The 15,560-nt window shown below is 63.2% G+C and carries 17 protein-coding genes; 5 read left to right on the top strand and 12 right to left on the bottom strand.

Annotation, left to right across the window (positions count from 1 at the left end; all coding sequences use genetic code 11):
• A complete protein-coding gene (locus LB577_RS21100; RefSeq protein WP_023779108.1) occupies window positions 1-1,035 on the top strand; it encodes a class I SAM-dependent methyltransferase in 1,035 nt (344 codons plus the stop codon).
• Window positions 1,036-1,173: 138 nt separating this feature from the next.
• On the opposite strand, the gene LB577_RS21095 is transcribed toward LB577_RS21100, so the two are convergent.
• The 3 genes from LB577_RS21095 to LB577_RS21085 form a co-directional block, all read right to left on the bottom strand.
• Complete coding sequence (locus LB577_RS21095) at window positions 1,174-1,404, bottom strand: hypothetical protein (protein WP_013893650.1); 231 nt, start codon at window positions 1,402-1,404, stop codon at window positions 1,174-1,176.
• A 154-nt stretch (window positions 1,405-1,558) separates the two neighbouring features.
• A complete protein-coding gene (locus LB577_RS21090) occupies window positions 1,559-1,846 on the bottom strand; it encodes an HlyU family transcriptional regulator (protein WP_224688169.1) in 288 nt (95 codons plus the stop codon).
• Window positions 1,847-1,893: 47 nt separating this feature from the next.
• Entirely contained in the window at window positions 1,894-2,535 is a 642-nt protein-coding gene (locus tag LB577_RS21085) for a TetR/AcrR family transcriptional regulator (protein WP_224688168.1), read from the bottom strand.
• 185 nt (window positions 2,536-2,720) lie between these two features.
• Here LB577_RS21085 and LB577_RS21080 point away from each other — a divergent pair, with 185 nt between their 5' ends.
• Both LB577_RS21080 and LB577_RS21075 read left to right on the top strand, forming a co-directional pair.
• Window positions 2,721-3,350 carry a PspA/IM30 family protein gene (locus LB577_RS21080; protein ID WP_224688167.1) on the top strand — a complete coding sequence of 210 codons (630 nt, stop codon included), beginning with the start codon at window positions 2,721-2,723 and terminating at the stop codon, window positions 3,348-3,350.
• 103 nt (window positions 3,351-3,453) lie between these two features.
• Window positions 3,454-3,714, top strand: a complete 261-nt coding sequence (locus tag LB577_RS21075) for a YiaA/YiaB family inner membrane protein (RefSeq protein WP_023779112.1) — start codon at window positions 3,454-3,456, stop codon at window positions 3,712-3,714.
• Window positions 3,715-3,998: 284 nt separating this feature from the next.
• Here the strand turns inward: LB577_RS21075 and LB577_RS21070 are convergent, their stop codons facing one another.
• From LB577_RS21070 to LB577_RS21030, 9 genes are all read right to left on the bottom strand, one after another.
• Entirely contained in the window at window positions 3,999-4,688 is a 690-nt protein-coding gene (locus LB577_RS21070; protein WP_023767108.1) for a PadR family transcriptional regulator, read from the bottom strand.
• Between the two features lie 157 nt (window positions 4,689-4,845).
• Window positions 4,846-5,214 carry a thiol-disulfide oxidoreductase DCC family protein gene (locus LB577_RS21065; protein ID WP_224688166.1) on the bottom strand — a complete coding sequence of 123 codons (369 nt, stop codon included), beginning with the start codon at window positions 5,212-5,214 and terminating at the stop codon, window positions 4,846-4,848.
• Between the two features lie 19 nt (window positions 5,215-5,233).
• On the bottom strand, window positions 5,234-5,503 hold the full coding sequence (locus LB577_RS21060) for a DUF333 domain-containing protein (RefSeq protein WP_224688165.1): 270 nt from the start codon (window positions 5,501-5,503) through the stop codon (window positions 5,234-5,236).
• 106 nt (window positions 5,504-5,609) lie between these two features.
• Window positions 5,610-5,903, bottom strand: coding sequence for a GYD domain-containing protein (locus tag LB577_RS21055; RefSeq protein ID WP_023767112.1), 294 nt, complete (start codon window positions 5,901-5,903; stop codon window positions 5,610-5,612).
• 422 nt (window positions 5,904-6,325) lie between these two features.
• On the bottom strand, window positions 6,326-8,350 hold the full coding sequence (gene rpoD / locus LB577_RS21050; RefSeq protein WP_013893641.1) for an RNA polymerase sigma factor RpoD: 2,025 nt from the start codon (window positions 8,348-8,350) through the stop codon (window positions 6,326-6,328).
• 439 nt (window positions 8,351-8,789) lie between these two features.
• Window positions 8,790-10,736, bottom strand: coding sequence for a DNA primase (dnaG, locus tag LB577_RS21045; protein ID WP_023767114.1), 1,947 nt, complete (start codon window positions 10,734-10,736; stop codon window positions 8,790-8,792).
• A 115-nt stretch (window positions 10,737-10,851) separates the two neighbouring features.
• Window positions 10,852-11,217 carry a helix-turn-helix transcriptional regulator gene (locus LB577_RS21040; RefSeq protein WP_224688164.1) on the bottom strand — a complete coding sequence of 122 codons (366 nt, stop codon included), beginning with the start codon at window positions 11,215-11,217 and terminating at the stop codon, window positions 10,852-10,854.
• Window positions 11,218-11,229: 12 nt separating this feature from the next.
• Window positions 11,230-11,358 carry a type II toxin-antitoxin system RelE family toxin gene (locus LB577_RS21035; protein ID WP_249491006.1) on the bottom strand — a complete coding sequence of 43 codons (129 nt, stop codon included), beginning with the start codon at window positions 11,356-11,358 and terminating at the stop codon, window positions 11,230-11,232.
• A 247-nt stretch (window positions 11,359-11,605) separates the two neighbouring features.
• Window positions 11,606-11,986, bottom strand: a complete 381-nt coding sequence (locus LB577_RS21030; RefSeq protein WP_224688163.1) for an RcnB family protein — start codon at window positions 11,984-11,986, stop codon at window positions 11,606-11,608.
• 402 nt (window positions 11,987-12,388) lie between these two features.
• Here LB577_RS21030 and LB577_RS21025 point away from each other — a divergent pair, with 402 nt between their 5' ends.
• Together LB577_RS21025 and LB577_RS21020 are read left to right on the top strand one after the other, a co-directional pair.
• Window positions 12,389-14,053, top strand: coding sequence for a Na/Pi cotransporter family protein (locus tag LB577_RS21025; RefSeq protein ID WP_224688162.1), 1,665 nt, complete (start codon window positions 12,389-12,391; stop codon window positions 14,051-14,053).
• 318 nt (window positions 14,054-14,371) lie between these two features.
• A complete protein-coding gene (locus LB577_RS21020) occupies window positions 14,372-15,556 on the top strand; it encodes an MFS transporter (protein ID WP_224688161.1) in 1,185 nt (394 codons plus the stop codon).
• Window positions 15,557-15,560 lie beyond the last annotated feature (4 nt).

Raw genomic sequence — 15,560 nt, 5'->3', positions numbered from 1 at the left:
GTGCAAACTGTGTTTGACGGTAAAAGCCTGATTACGGCCGAAATGATCGCCGGGAGCCTGCGCCGCGGTAGGCCCGAGCAGCATGGCGAAGCGTTCGAAACCGCTCGCGTCGAGCTGGCGCTCGTTCTCCACACGGCGCATCAGCAGATCGAACAGGGAAAAAATCCTGCCGAGATCATTCGCCGTCTGATGTCGCTTCTCGAAGCGATGCGTTCCAGGCTCCATCCCGACGTCTGGCAAGCTTTGATTCCGGTGGCGCAGAACCATCCGATCCTGGAATATTTTCTCGAGGACCCGCTGACGCGGTGGTCCTTCAACAAGCCCAGGGGCTATGCCGGCGACGCGCAGTTGCTCGACTACATCTATTGTGATCCGCACGTGGCCGAGAGCGTGGCCAACGCCTCGGAGATCGGCAAGGCGCTCTACACCCATACCCAGGACGTGCCGTCATGCGTCGCGGCACGGGAACGGCGCGATCTCTTGACCCGCTATGTCGACGAGATTGCAGCCAAGAGCGGACCGCAAACCGAGGTCCTGGCAATCGCGGCCGGTCATTTGCGTGAAGCCAATCGCTCCGTCGCGCTGGCAGAGGGCCGCCTCAAGCGCTGGGTTGCGCTCGATCAGGATCCCCAGAGCGTCGGGTTGATAGCACGCGACTTCCAGGGCACCGCGATCGAAGCCGTCGACGGCTCGGTGCGGACCGTGCTCACCAGGGGCCACAAGATGGGCAAATTCGACTTCATCTACGCCTCCGGCCTTTACGACTACCTCCAGCACAACGTCGCCGTGAAACTCACCAAGACCTGCCTTCAGATGCTGAAGCCGAACGGGACGTTCCTGTTCGCCAACTACGCGGAAGGCAACCCCGATGCCGGGTACCGGGAAATGTTCATGGACTGGGTGCTGCTGCTGCGTTCGGAGGTCGACATGTGGAACATCGTCAACGCCAGCGTCGATCGCAACACGGTCGAGGCGCGGGTGTTCTTCGGCGAGAATCGCAACGTGCTCTACGCGGTCATCGAAAAGCACGGATAGCAACCGTCTGGACTGCGCACCGGCCGGGATGAGACCTCGGCCGGTGTATTTGTGGCTGGGCGTGATGATGTTCGACGCTCACGCCGACTGGCCGTCATCGACCCTCATCGTCCGTGGCGGTCGCCCCTGCCCGCGCGGCTACTCCGAAAACCTCACGCTCACGCCGCGCTGCCTGAAATAGGCTTGCATCAGCTTGCGGCCCGAGCGGTTGCTCTGCGCCAACTTGGTCGGATCGAACACCGCCTCTTTTATCCCCTCTCGTGTCAGCGCTGCCTTGAGCGTCGCGATATGCGCGTCGATTTCGGCATTGTCCGCCCGCAGCGAGGCATAGATATTTTCGGTCGCCTCGGCCACGGTCAGTTCGCTCACGGGTGTCGTCCTCTGGTTGGTTTGGCGGCGGCTTAGCACAGATTCGCGGCTCCGCCGACCCCGATGGGACCATCAGTGCACGGCGCCTGGGTTTTGGTAGGTCAGTCCTGATTGGCCAGACATTGGCTCGACGGCAACGCCGCAGTTCTCCATCCTACCCGAAAATCCGCTCGCCCTGTTCATCGACCAGTTGGATGCCCTTCTTGATCGAGATGTCGACGGCGTCGTCGAGCCCGGCAAAGCGGTCGGCGCGGATGAACTTGTGTTCCTTGACCACGCCGTCGACCTCCTTGGAGACGACGCCGCAGGTCTGGTACTGGCCCTCGGCCTTGTAGGGCGTGGCGCTGATCAGGAAACCCTTGTGCTCGACCTGCTTGGCCGGTGCCGCATTCGCGGGCTCGGCCTCGCCGCCGCCGCCGAAAAGACGTTTCAGAAAAGACATCGCTCAAATCTCCTTGTTCGCCCTGCAAACCGCGGCTTGTTCACGATTCACGGCGCTGTTGTCCCAGCATGCGCGAATGTGCCGCCGCGTTCCAGCCCCCTGATGAAGACGGAGACCAGGAGCTCGATCTGCCGGTCGATCTCGTCGGCCTGCCCTCGCACGGATCTCGCCGCATAGCCGCTGGTGACGATGCCATGCACGCTTGACCATAGCGTGCGCGCGGCAATCCGGCGCGTATCGTCGTCGAGGTCGAAGTCGCCGCCGGCGAGCACGCCGGCGATGATCTCGAACAGCTGGTCGAGCCGCGCTTCATAGGCATCTGGCTCGCTCAGCGTCGGACGGCGCCTGTTGAAGGCGAGCAGTGCCGGCCAGCTGCCGGGATGCGCCTCGACAAAGCGCACATAGGCGCTGGCCAGCGCCAGCAGGCGTTGCCGCACATCGGTGATGCCGCGCTTGCCGAGATCGGCCATCGCCGCCGCCCCGGCGGCGCCCAGCCGGTCGAGCAGCCGCATGTTGACGGCACGGTGCACACCGTCGAGATCGGAAAACAGATTGTAGACCGAGCCGACCGAGATGCCCGCCTGCTCGGCGATGGTCCTTGCCTTCAGATTGTCCATGCCGCCTTCGTTGAGCAGCGCCTCGGCAATGGCCAGCACCCGATCGCCCGTCTCTTCCTTGTCCAGTGCCATTTCAGTCCTTGTGAATGCGCTTGCCTTGCGAGAGCGGCATGCTGTTTCGCCCCCCGAAACTTCCCTCTGTTTACCATATTCGGGATTTCGTGAACAGCGTTCAAAAGTACTTTGAACAATGTTCATTTCCTGCTATGTTGGCTTAGTGAACAATGTTCACGCCACGATTCGAAGGGAGAAGTATCATGCTTAACCTGATCAGGACATTGCTCGACGGCGCCAGCGCATGGGCCGAGGACGGCCTCAAGGATCGCTTCGCCATCGACCTTCTGGCGCAGCGCATCCGCGACGCCGAGGCGGGACTTGCCGCCGCCAAGCAGACACTCGCCACGCTGATCGTGCGCCAGCGTGCCGAACAGGCCGGTCTGGGCCAGCTCGACCGCCGCCACGCCGATCTCGAAACACGCACGATCAGCGCGCTCGCCGCCGGCAACAACGGGCTGGCGGAAAGCGGTGCCGCGGCCGTCGCCGAGCTGGAGAATGAACGCGAGGTCCGCCGCGCCACCGTGCAGAGCCTTGGCGAAAGGACGTTGCGGATGCGCGTTTCGGTGGAGCGGGCGTATCGCCGCATCATCGACCTCAACCAGGGCATGATCTCGGCCCGGGCCATCGATGCCGAGCGCAAGGCGCAGTCGCGGCTGAATCGCTCGATCGGTCAGTCCGCAAGCCTCAACGACGCCGAGGAGCTTCTGGCCCGCATCAAGGCCGGCAGCGACCCGTTCGAGGAGGCCGGCATCCTCGACGAGATCGACGGCGAGCTGCGTCACGAAGCGATCCGCGACCGCCTTGCCGATCCGGCCACGGCCCGGCGGTGAAGGTGCGTGCCCACGACGTGCTCGAGCGCCTGAAGACCATCAACTGAAAACCAGCCTTCCAGACCTTGCTTCCATCGACATCACCAACCAATGGAGAATTCCAATGAACGCCAATCAGACCTACATCATGTTCAACACCGCTTCGGTCGGTGCCGCCTATTTCATGCTCGGCCTGTCGCTGTGGCTGGCGCCGGTCGACCTGGCGACCAAGGGCTACTGGGCCATGGGCATCCTGCTGCTCACCGGCAGCCTGGTGAACCTGGTCAAGTACCGCACCGACGAACGCCTGTCGGCCGAGATGACCGCCAAGATCGAAAAGGCGCGCAACGAAAAGCTGATCAGCGAATATGTCGGCAAGGAATGATGCCGGCACACCTGACGAAAAAAGCCCGGTCACCCGGGCTTTCTTGGGGCTTTGCAGCTTGGTTCCTCGCCCCCATGTAATGGGGGAGAGGTGGCCGCGAAGCGGTCGGAGAGGGGGCTGCGGCGTGGGCGAGTTTCCTCAGAATTCATTAGAGGTCGAGCCCCTCTCCGTGGGGGGGGGGGGGCCCCTCTCGGTCTCGGCTTCGCCGAGCCAACTCTCCCCCGCTTTGCGGGGGACAGGGACCCAATCCTCGCCCGGTCGGCGCCCGATGGCGCCCGATTACGTCACTTGTGCGACAGCGCCTCCAGCGCTTCGGCGGCGGCTTCGAGAATGGCGATCGCCTCGGCCTGCTTTTCAGCCGGGGCATCGACGATCTCACCGAGCGCCGCGCGCAGGCGGTGACGGATGGCACGGAATTCATCGCGCGTTTCCGAGCGTTCGCCACGGCCGCCCCGGCCGCCGCGACGGTCCTCGCTGTCATCGTTCCAGCCAAACCAGTCGCGCGCCTTGGCCATCTTGCGACCGAAGCGCTCGAGATGGTCGAGCACGCCGTCGATCATCTCGCGGTTATCGGCAAGATGCGCCTGCCCGGCCTCGGTGATGGAAAACACCTTCTTGTTGCCTTCGCTCGACGAGATGGCATAGCCGGCCTCTTCAAGGAAGGTCAGGGTCGGATAGACCACGCCCGGGCTCGGGCTGTAGATGCCGCTGGTGCGCTCTTCCAGCGCCTTGATGATGTCGTAGCCGTGGCGCGGCGCCTCGGCCAGCAGCGACAGCGTGATCAGCTTAAGGTCGCCGTCGGCCAGCATGCGCCCGGCGCGGAACATGTCGCCCGGGCCGCCGCGCCCGCCACCGCGACCGCCATGGCCGAACGGGCCAAAGCCGCCGCCCCCTCTGCCACCAAATTTGCCGGCCATGTGCATGAACATGCGTTCGCCGAAATGACCGCGCCCGAAATGATTGTCTTTGTGCATTGATTGCTCCTTGAGTTCTATCTCACGATATATCTTAATTAGGCGCGCACTCCCATAGAGTCAAGATATATCTTACGATGTATCTGATCGCACACCAGGCGCATGGGTTTGCCGATCCGGGCCTGTCATCTCAGACCAATGCGATGGATAAATTTGACTACCAGCGGCCGTTGCGCCGGTTCCAAGCATAGAGCAGGCCGGCGAAGCGGTCGTAGGCAAAGCGAGTCAGCGGCAAGGTCAACCGGTTGCCGAACAATCCTGCCAACCAGCCCTCGCCCGGCGTCACCTGCCACACGGCAATCGCCACATCGGCGCCGACCAGCAAGCGGCCATCCGCGTCGATGGCGTGCAGCCGGCGACGGATATCCTCGAGCGAGGCCCCAAATCCGCTGAGCGCCGCCGGTTCCAGGTTGATGTCGCGAAATTCGATCCGGCCGGCCTTGACCGCTTCGATCAGCCGGCGCTTCTGCCTGACGATGCCCGCATCGCAGACCGGGCAGCGCGTGTTGTACCAGACGGTCAGCAAGGGTGTGGTTCTATCATGGTCATTTGCCGCGCATGGCCACCTTCGGCCCGACGCATTGGTTGTCGCGAAACAGCACCCACTCCTCGCATAGGCGCCCGTTGGGCAACCGGCAGAATCCATATTGGTTGCCGGCCTTGTCCTTCCTGATTGTCAGGCGCCCGCCAACCTCCCCGCAGTGGACGGATGCTGGATTGACCATGCCGACCGGTTTTTGCGCGGCGGCGCTGGCATGGATCGGCATCAAGGACAACGCGGCAAGGCCGATAGCCAACATCGAAGAATAGCTCATCGCGATCTCCCTCGCCGCATTCTATCACGGCGAGGCGTCCCGTCCTGCGGCAAAGCGCCGTCAAGCCGGCACCCGGTTATCGACTTCCGGAACCCTGCCGGCCGCTTCATCCAAGCGAAGTGATGATCTCGCGATAAGCGAATTCAGGGAAAGCCTTGAGCGTTCGCGTCCGGATATTGCCGCTCGCCGCCAACATCAGCGCGAAACGCGCCAGCACAGCGTCGTCGGGCGCTTCGACCACCGCCACCATGTCGTAATCGCCCATGGTCAGGTAGAACGATTTGAACGATCCGCCCATCTCGCCAAGCTGCTTCCTGGCCGCGTCGAGCCGCTTGGGCGAGTCGCGAACGTTTTTCGCGCCCTGCTCGGTCCAGGTCATCAGCATGATGTAGGTCGTCATGGCACACCTCCCTCCGGGGCCACGGAGCACGGCGGCTTCGCCGGGGCGGGCATCCGGGTTGTCGCCCAGAAATTGCATCCGACGCGAAATTATCCTCCCGCAACGACCGTCCCGCAAGCACGTATTCATGCCATCATTTGCAGGCTTGAGGCGACAGCCGGCGGCGACCACGGAAAGCCGGTTCAAAACCCGCCCGATTGCGGCATTCTCCTTCGCGGCCATGGCGGAAATCCCAAGCTGACATCCGAGACCGGTCCACCGCCGGAGGGCTTCATGCGCGGGAAAACAGACCTGCCGCCGACCGGGGAGCGTCATCGTCAAGGGAGCGCGGCTGAACGTGCCGTTGAAGAAGCAATTTCCAACCGGAAACGAAAAAGGGCGCCAGTCGGCGCCCTCAATTCTTCGCGGAGATGACTCCCAGCTCAGCTGTCGAGGAAGCTGCGCAGCTTGCGCGACCTGCTCGGGTGCTTGAGCTTGCGCAGTGCCTTGGCTTCGATCTGGCGGATGCGCTCGCGGGTGACCGAGAACTGCTGGCCGACTTCTTCCAGCGTGTGGTCGGTGTTCATGCCGATGCCGAAGCGCATTCTGAGCACACGCTCCTCGCGCGGCGTCAGCGAGGCGAGCACCCGCGTGGTGGTCTCGCGCAGGTTGGCCTGGATCGCCGCGTCGATCGGCAGGATCGCCATCTTGTCCTCGATGAAATCGCCCAGATGCGAATCCTCCTCGTCGCCAACAGGCGTTTCGAGCGAGATCGGCTCCTTGGCGATCTTCAGCACCTTGCGCACTTTTTCGAGCGGCATGGCGAGCTTTTCGGCCAGTTCCTCCGGCGTCGGCTCGCGGCCGATCTCGTGCAGCATCTGGCGCGAGGTGCGCACGATCTTGTTGATCGTCTCGATCATGTGCACCGGGATACGAATAGTGCGCGCCTGGTCGGCGATCGAACGGGTGATCGCCTGTCGGATCCACCATGTCGCGTAGGTCGAGAACTTGTAGCCGCGGCGGTATTCGAATTTGTCGACCGCCTTCATCAGGCCGATATTGCCTTCCTGGATAAGGTCGAGGAACTGCAGGCCGCGATTGGTGTATTTCTTGGCGATGGAGATGACGAGGCGCAGATTGGCCTCGACCATTTCCTTCTTGGCGATCGCGGCCTCGCGCTCACCCTTCTGCACCTGGTTGACGATCTTGCGGAATTCCAGGATCGAGATCGCCGTTTCGGTGGCCAGGTGCTGGATCTCGGCGCGCAGCTCCTTGATCGCATCCTTCTCGTTCTTGGTGAATTCCTTCCAGCCGCGCGAGGTCAGATTGCCAATCGCGCGCGTCCAGTTCGGGTCGAGCTCGGAACCCTGATATTCCTTCAGGAACTCCTCGCGGCGCACACCGTAGCTTTCGGCGAGCCGCAACAGCTTGCCTTCGTTCTGCACCAGCCGCTTGTTAATGTCGTAGAGCTGCTCGACCAGCGCCTCGATGCGCGCGGTGTTGAGCGACAGCGACTTCACCGCCTTGATCAGCTGGTCCTTCAGCTCCTTCAGCCGGCGGTCCTGACTGGGCGACAGCGTGCCGGCCGCGGCCAGACGGTTCTCGACCTGCTGGTCCTGCAGCTTGCGCAGCTTCTTGTAGGTGTCGGCGATGACGTCGAGCGTCTCCATCACCTGCGGGCGGAGTTCGGCTTCCATCGCCGCCAGCGACAGGCTTGCCTCGTCCTCGTCTTCCTCGTCGTCATCCGTCAGGCCGCGCGTATCGGCGCCGACATTGGTGATGTCTTCTTCCTCGTCGCGGCCGCGGCGCGGCTTTTCCTCGGCCTTGGGAGCCTCCTCGATGCGTTCGACCACCGGAGCCTGCTTGGCTTCGGGACCGGCATAGGTGGCTTCGAGGTCGATGATCTCGCGCAGCAGGATCTTGGATTCGTTGAGCTCGTCACGCCAGATGATGATGGCCTGGAAGGTCAGCGGGCTTTCGCACAGGCCGGCGATCATCGTCTCGCGGCCAGCTTCGATGCGCTTGGCTATGGCGATTTCGCCCTCGCGCGACAGAAGCTCGACCGAGCCCATCTCGCGCAGGTACATGCGCACCGGATCGTCGGTGCGGTCGGTCGGCTCTTTCTTGGTGGTGGTGGCGGCGACCGCCGTGCCGGTCTGCTCGGCCAGCTCGTTGGCGTCTTCCTCGGCATCGGCCGCGGTGTCGCCGGCCTCGGCCTCTTCGCCCTGCTCGTCGTCCTCGACGACGTTGATGCCCATGTCGGACAGCATCGCCATCGTGTCCTCGATCTGCTCGGAGGTCACTTCCTCGGAAGGCAGCACCGAATTCAGCTCGTCCATGGTGACATAGCCGCGCTTCTTGGCGGCCTTGATCATCTTCTTGACAGCATCATCGGAAAGATCGAGCAGAGGGCCATCGGTGGCGCCTTCGCGTTCGGTCTCGACCTCTTCCTTTTCCTTAGTCGCCATAGTTTTTATCTTCTCCTAGCGGCCGGACATCGGGGCCGCGTAAGCTGTCGGACCAGTCAAATCGGATACGCTCGTTTTTCTAAACGCGCTTCACCGGGCCACGAACCGCATCAACTCTATTGTTTGGTGCATGCCGTTGTCCCAAAACCGGTTTCCACTCTTGGGCGACCACTCTTGGGCGACATGCATTAAGTCCAGATTAACCCTGATATCTGTGGCAGGCGGCCTGCCTGTCCAGTGACCAGTACCTCACATCGCTGCATTCCCGTCGATGCGGGTGCGGGTTAACGTTTCGAATCGTCCTGATTCCGCCATTCTGTCCGAAGGTCAAGCGCCTGTCGCATGATTCGCATGAAAAAAGCGAATCAATTACCCGACTTAGCGCGCCCCGCCCCCTAAGAAGGCACGGCCGCGCTCTCATTCCCGCACTCAGATGCACTTAGGCTCGACCAGCCCTGCCCGAAGAGACGCCAAATCCTTCGATCAGCGCTTCCGTCGCTTGTACATCCCTGAATTGCGCCTGAATTTCGATCAGATGGCGGAAGTTTTCGTCCGAGGGATCCGCTTCGAGCGCCGCTTCCGCCTGTTTCAGCTCCTTATGTAAGGTGCGCGCGCTGCGCTGCAAGTGCAACGCCTGGTTCAGAGCGTCGCGGGCATCGTCGAGTGCCGCCGTCTCCAGCGCCGGCCATTGCCGCGCCCGCCGGATCAGGCCGACGGCACGCTCCCAGATCTCGGCGCAGCCGGCACGCTCGATCGTCGCCACCACGGCTTGGCGGTCATTGGCCATGTCGTGCGCCATGGCGTCGAGGATGGCACCATGCAGCCGCTGCAGATCGGCATTGGCGAGGTCGAGGAACTCGACATGGGCGAAATTCTCGTCGATCAGCGGCGGATGGTTGACCAGCGCGACGATGATCGTCGCCTCGCGTACCGACATCCCCTCGCCGCGCTTGACCAGCGCCGACTGGCCGAGGCTTTCGGTGATCGCCATGCGGCCGCTGCCAGCCTTGGCGAACTGCCCGCCGGGTGCGGCCGCCTTGCCCTGCCCGGGTTTCCAGTCCTGACGGTTTTGCCGGGCACCGCGCTGGGAGCCGAAGAAACTCAGCACCCGCTCACGCATCTCTTGGCTGTAGTGATAGCGCAGGCTTTCGTCGCGGATGCGGCTGGTCAGTTCGCGCAGCGTCTTCTCGAGTTCGGCCCGCCGCTCCGGCGTGTCGAAGACGCCGCCTGCCGTCTCGCGCATCCACAAAAGGTCGACCAGCGGCCGCGCGTCGGCCAGCACCGCGCGGAATGCATCCGGCCCCTCGGCCTTGACCAGATCATCGGGATCCTTGCCCTCCGGCAGCAGAGCGAAGCGCGCCGAGCGCCCGGCCTGCACCGATGGTAGCGCGAGATCGGCGGCCCGCCATGCCGCCTTCAGCCCGGCCTTGTCGCCGTCGAAGCACAGCATTGGTTCCGGCGCCATGCGCCACAACAGTTCGAGCTGGTTTTCGGTGAGCGCGGTGCCGAGCGGCGCCACGACATTCTCGAAGCCGGCCTGCGCCAACGCGATCACGTCCATATAGCCTTCGACGGCGATGACCGTGCCGCCCTTGGCGAGCGCCCCCTTTGCCATCGCTTGGCGGGCGCGGGCGAAATTGTAGAGCACATTGCCCTTGTGGAAGAGTTCGGTGTCGGGCGAGTTCATGTATTTGGCCACTGCATCGGCGGCCAGCGCGCGGCCGCCAAAGGCGATGATCTTGCCGCGCGAATCCGGGATCGGGAACATGATGCGGTCGCGGAACCAGTCATAGGAGACCGGGATGTCGTCGCCGTGGCGGACCAGCCCGCAGGCCTCGATGTCCGCCTTCGGCACGCCTTTTGCGGCGAGATGCTCCTTCAGCGCATTGCGACTGTCAGGGGCGAAGCCGAGCCGGAACGAATGTTGCGTCGCCGGCGTCAGCCCGCGGTCGCGCAGATAGGCGCGGGCTTTTGCGCCTTCTGGTCCCTGCAGCCGCTCCTGGAAGAAAGCTGTCGCCATCTCCATGACGTCGGTCAGGCTGGCGCGTTCCTTCTCGCGCTGTTCTTCCCGTTCGTCGCGGACCGGCATCGGCACGCCGGCCATGTCGGCGATCTTCTCGACCGCTTCGGGAAAGCTCAGTCCCTCGAGTTCGGTGAGGAACTTGAAATGGTCGCCCGACACCGAGCAGCCGAAACAGTGGTAGCGCCCCTTCTTGTCCTCGCAGTGGAAGGACGGGCTCTTCTCGCCATGGAACGGGCAGCAGGCCCAATAGTCGCCGCGCGACGTATTGGTTTTCTTGCGATCCCACGCGACGCGCTGGCCGATGACCTGTGAAATCGGCACGCGGTCGCGGATCTCATCGAGAAAGGCGGGTGGAAAGCGCATTGAGGGAACTCGTTTCGCCACCATATAATCATGCCAGCGAAATCCGACGACCCCCAATACCGGCCATACCCGGTTTCCACAGGGCAAAGACGGCGTGCTACCGATATTCTGTCGGTCAATCGCCTTCGTCGACCAAACTCTCGACCGGCAGTTCAAGCGCGCGGGCCAAACGCAACCAAAGAGCGACGTCGCCGCCGCGCTTTCCATTTTCAATTTCCGAAAGATAGTTTTGGGTCACGCCAACGGAGGCGGCAAGGACCGCCTGGGTCTGCTTGCGGTACCTGCGCCAGAAGGCGAGCGGAGAAGTCGCGACCACAAGAGCCCGCGCTTCATCCGGCGTAAGGCCCGGAAGCTGACCGGCGCGAAACCCGCCAAGCGCCTGAGCGTGCTCCAGCGACTCGCGCAAAGCATCCAGTTCGCTGCGCGGCAGGATGGCCAGTTCCTCGCCTCCGGGGGTCGTGACATAGGCGATATTGTTCATCTCGGCATTCCTTCAATCATAGACTGATCCACGCGGCCCGATTTTGGTAACGACGATCTCCTGATCCGTCTCCTCGAACACCACGCGATAGTCACCGACCCTCAAACGCCTAGCCGTCGACCCTTGCAACGCCTTGACCATGTTGGCAAGGCTGTTTGGGTCGTCAGCATATGCTTCTATCTTCTATCTTCGACAGGATCCTCTCTGCATCCGCCCGATGCTTTCGCAGCGCCTTGGCAGCCAGTGGGAGAAGGATAACCCGCTTCACCTCCGAAATATCGCATATTGCGATATTTAAGGCAAGTCGATTCAGGCAAATGCTGGAGCGCGCACGACAAGAAAGGCGGCCGTTGCGGGCCGCCTTCCTTCAAGTCCAGCGCTGGGTTCTTTAGTGTGCGGCAAGCGCGCCGAAGATGACGCCGGAGAGGATGCCGACCAGCACATAGTCGTTGCCGACGCGGATCCATTCCTGGCCGGGGCCCGGGCGGCGCAGGCCGTAGCGGCCGTAGTCGCGAACCGGCTGGTGCTGCCTCCAGCCGGAATATCGCTGGCCGTTGCGCCAGTTGTTCCGCTTCACGATGACTTTCTTCTGAAAGACGCGCTTCTGGATGACGCGCTTCCTGACATCCCGGTGAGTCGGCTTCTGCCAGTCGACCTTGGTGTAATTCGACTGCGGCGCGACCGACGGGTTGATCGGTGCGGCCTGGCCGGTGAGCGAGGTGGCGGCCAACATCGAGAAAGCAAGCGCGGAAAGGACGATGCGTTTCATGGGAAGTCTCCTTGGGTTGTCGATGTCCCGAGGAGTAGCGGTCAATGGATGAACTGAAACTGAACACCAGCATTACAATTATGTAATGAATTCGCTGGTTTAGCGCAATGAGTTGAACAGTCACGCAAGGACAGGCACCAAAAGCGCGGCAGAGCTGGCCGAACTGCCGTCCCGCCCGTGGCCCCGAAATGCAACCAATTTCGCCTCCGTCCATTTTCCGACACGGCCCGTCGCGCCCCCGTGGGCCGTTGAAATCGACAAATTTTATTATCCGGCTAAAATATTCCAGCTATTATCCCTGCTACCATCGATGACTGCCATGACCGTGATTCGCACCCCAGCTTTCCGCCCTGCCCATCGCGCTGTCCGCGTCGCGGCCCGTTCCTGCGTGCAGGTGCCCCGATGAGCGGTTCCGTCGTCCTTCTGCATCTGGCCGGCGCCGTGGCGCTGATGCTGTTTGCCACCCGCATGGTCAAGACCGGCGTCGAACGCGCCTATGGCGATGTGCTGCGCCACAAATTGCGCGCCACCATGCGCAATCCGATCATGGCGGTGCTGGCCGGCACTGGCCTTGCGATCGCCTTGCAAAGCTCGACCGCAGTCACCCTGCTGGTCGGTTCCTTCGCCGGTTCCGGCATCGTCTCGGGTGCCGCGGGCCAATTGGCGGTGCGCGGCGCCGAGATCGGCTCGGCGCTCGTGGTCAAGCTTTTGACCTTCGATCTGACGCTGCTGGTGCCGCTTTGCCTGATCACCGGCACGGTGATGTTCATGGCCACCGAGCGGCGCGACTGGCGCCAGACCGGCCGCATCCTGGTCGGCATCGGCCTTTTGATCCTGTCGCTGGAAATGATCGGCCAGGCGTCGGAGCCGCTGCGCAACAGCCAGCTCATGCCGGTCATCATCAACTACTTCTCCAGCGATTCCATCACCGCCTACCTGCTGGCGGCGCTGATCACCTGGCTGTTCCAGTCCAGCATCGCGGCGGTCCTGCTGATGGCGACGCTCGCCGGGCGTGGCCTTATCAGCCCCGAACTCGGCGTCGTCCTCATCCTTGGCGTCAATCTCGGTTCCTCGATCATCGCGCCGATGCTGACCCGCTCGGCCGGGCCCGCCGTGCGCGTCGTGCCGATCGGCAATCTCCTGATGCGCGGGCTGGGCTCGCTGGTCATGCTGGTCCTGTTCATGATCTTCAGGCCGCATGTCGGCTTCCTCGGCGCGACGGCGTCGGACCAGATCGTCAACGCTCACATCCTGTTCAACGTGATCATCCTGCTCGCCGGCCTGCCGCTGGCCGGTTTCGTCTACCGCGTTTCCGAGAAGATCGTGGCGCTCGGCACCAAAGCCGCGCCGGCCGCCTCCCTCGACATCGTCGAGCTTTCCGCGCTCAACGAAAGCGCGCTCGACGTGCCCAGCCAGGCGCTGGCCAACGCCACGCGCGAGGTGGTGCGGGTGTGCGAGACGGTCGAGATCATGCTGAAGCGCATCATCGAGCTCTATGAGAGTGCCGACACCGACAAGATCAAGGCGCTGGCCGCGCTCGACGACCGCGTCGACCGCAAGCACGCGGCCATAAAGCTCTATCTTGCCAAGGTCACCAAGAACCCGCTGACCGAGGACGAGGCGCTGCGTTGCCAGGAGCTGATCGGCGCCTGCGTCAAGCTGGAGCAGGTCGGCGACATCATCGTGCGCAACATGCTGGTGCATGTGAAGAAGAAGTTCGACCGCGGGCTGGAATTCACCGACGAAGGCTGGAGCGAATTGTGCGCCTTCCACGGCTCGGTGCTGGCCAACGCCCGGCTTGCCTTCAACGTGCTGGTGTCGCGCGATCCCGAAACCGCCCGTCAGTTGGTGCTGGAAAAGGACCAGTTGCGTGACCGCGAGAAGGAAACCAGCGCCAGCCATTTCCTGCGGCTGCGCGAGGGTACCGCCAAGAGCGTCGAAACCAGCTCGATCCACCTCGACACCATCCGCGACCTGAAGCAGATCAACTCGCTGCTGGCGTCGATGGCCTATCCCGTCCTGGAAGAGCGCGGCCTGCTGACAGGATCGAGGTTGAAGGCCAGCTGAGGCGGTGAAGCTGCCAATCTCCCCACCTGTGGGGGAGATGTCCGGCAGGACAGAGGGGGGGCGCCGTAGAGCGCGGCCTTTGATCGCCTTTTGATTTTTTAATTTGCCGCAGGCGTCAGTCCCAGGGGCAGAAAATTGATAGGGTGGCGGGACAGCGCCCCTCTCTGGCCTGTCGGCCATCTCCCCCACTTGGGGGGAGATTGGCAGCTTCACCGCCTTGCACCCTCACTGAAGAAAACCTAAACCGACGCCCACAATTTCTGGATTGCCCGCAAGGCCCATCCGTGGTTTGAGGCCGTTCCAGCCAAGGCTTTTCCCATGTCGCTTCCACTCATCGCCCTGTTCATCGCCGCTTTCGCCTTCGGCACCACCGAGTTCGTCATCGCCGGCGTGCTGCCGCAGGTGGCACAGGGGCTCGGCGTCTCGGTTCCCACATCGGGTTATCTCGTTTCGGGTTACGCCTGCGGCATCGCCATTGGCGGACCGCTGCTGGCGCTCGCCACCAAATCGATCTCGCGCAAGACCTTGCTGCTCGGCCTCGCCATCGTCTTCACCATCGGCCAGGCGGCCTGCGCGCTGGCGCCGGACTTCACCTCGATGCTCTTGTTGCGTATTGCCGTCGCGGTCGCGCATGGCGCCTATTTCGGCGTCGCCATGGTGGTGGCGGTCGGCCTTGTGCGTGAGGACCAGCGTGGCATGGCGGTCGCCGTCATCCTGTCCGGACTGACCGTCTCCAACGTCATCGGCGTGCCGGCGGGCACCGCGATCGGCAACATCTGGGGCTGGCGCGCGACCTTCTGGGTGATGTGCGCGCTGGGCGTCGCGGCAACTTTTGCCATGGCCGCCCTTCTGCCGCGCACCACGGGATATCAAGCGAAGCATGCCGGCCTTGCCCGCGAGGTCCGCGTGCTGGCGCGCCAGCAGGTCTGGACCTCGCTGATCCTGATGCTGATGCTGATGATCGGCCAGTTCGGCCTGTTCACCTACATCACCCCGACATTGCTTGAGATCACCGGGCTGGACGAGGATCTGGTGCCCTGGGTGCTGCTGCTCAACGGCGTCGGCGCCACGCTCGGCGTCTTCCTCGGCGGCAAGCTCTCCGACTGGAAACTGATGCCCTCGCTGATCACGATGCTTGGCCTACAGGCGGTGACGCTGGCGGTGATCTATGCCGTCAGCCCCTATCCCCTACCGATGATCGTTGCGATCGTCATCTGGGGCGGCCTCAACTTCGCCATCGGCACGCCGATCCAGACCCGCATCCTGGCCTGGACCGCGGACGCGTCGAACCTCGCCTCCTCGCTGATCCCGTCCGGCTTCAATGTCGGCATCGCGCTGGCGGCGTCGCTGGGTGCCGCCATGCTGAACAGCGGCTTCGGCTATCGCAGCCTGCCGCTGCTTGGCACTTTCGCGATGCTGGTCGCCGTGCTCGTGGCACTCGCCTCGTATCTTTGGGAAGCGCGCAGCAATGCCACGCCGCCGCTGACGGCCGCCGCCGAGTAGCGCC

Origin of the sequence: Mesorhizobium sp. B283B1A (genome assembly GCF_020165735.1) — a bacterium.
Lineage (GTDB): Bacteria > Pseudomonadota > Alphaproteobacteria > Rhizobiales > Rhizobiaceae > Mesorhizobium > Mesorhizobium opportunistum.
The sequence above is the reverse complement of the archived record's forward strand: the minus strand, read 5'-3'. Positions and strand labels throughout refer to the sequence as shown.

Excerpts from the sequence above, each read along its gene's own strand:
- LB577_RS21090 (WP_224688169.1), bottom strand. The coding sequence starts at position 1,846 with ATGTCTTTTCTGAAACGTCTTTTCGGCGGCGGCGGCGAGGCCGAGCCC.
- LB577_RS21085 (WP_224688168.1), bottom strand. The coding sequence starts at position 2,535 with ATGGCACTGGACAAGGAAGAGACGGGCGATCGGGTGCTGGCCATTGCC.
- LB577_RS21080 (WP_224688167.1), top strand. The coding sequence starts at position 2,721 with ATGCTTAACCTGATCAGGACATTGCTCGACGGCGCCAGCGCATGGGCC.
- LB577_RS21075 (WP_023779112.1), top strand. The coding sequence starts at position 3,454 with ATGAACGCCAATCAGACCTACATCATGTTCAACACCGCTTCGGTCGGT.
- LB577_RS21070 (WP_023767108.1), bottom strand. The coding sequence starts at position 4,688 with ATGCACAAAGACAATCATTTCGGGCGCGGTCATTTCGGCGAACGCATG.
- LB577_RS21060 (WP_224688165.1), bottom strand. The coding sequence starts at position 5,503 with ATGAGCTATTCTTCGATGTTGGCTATCGGCCTTGCCGCGTTGTCCTTG.
- LB577_RS21055 (WP_023767112.1), bottom strand. The coding sequence starts at position 5,903 with ATGACGACCTACATCATGCTGATGACCTGGACCGAGCAGGGCGCGAAA.
- rpoD (WP_013893641.1), bottom strand. The coding sequence starts at position 8,350 with ATGGCGACTAAGGAAAAGGAAGAGGTCGAGACCGAACGCGAAGGCGCC.
- dnaG (WP_023767114.1), bottom strand. The coding sequence starts at position 10,736 with ATGCGCTTTCCACCCGCCTTTCTCGATGAGATCCGCGACCGCGTGCCG.
- LB577_RS21040 (WP_224688164.1), bottom strand. The coding sequence starts at position 11,217 with ATGAACAATATCGCCTATGTCACGACCCCCGGAGGCGAGGAACTGGCC.
- LB577_RS21035 (WP_249491006.1), bottom strand. The coding sequence starts at position 11,358 with ATGGTCAAGGCGTTGCAAGGGTCGACGGCTAGGCGTTTGAGGGTCGGT.
- LB577_RS21030 (WP_224688163.1), bottom strand. The coding sequence starts at position 11,986 with ATGAAACGCATCGTCCTTTCCGCGCTTGCTTTCTCGATGTTGGCCGCC.
- LB577_RS21025 (WP_224688162.1), top strand. The coding sequence starts at position 12,389 with ATGAGCGGTTCCGTCGTCCTTCTGCATCTGGCCGGCGCCGTGGCGCTG.
- LB577_RS21020 (WP_224688161.1), top strand. The coding sequence starts at position 14,372 with ATGTCGCTTCCACTCATCGCCCTGTTCATCGCCGCTTTCGCCTTCGGC.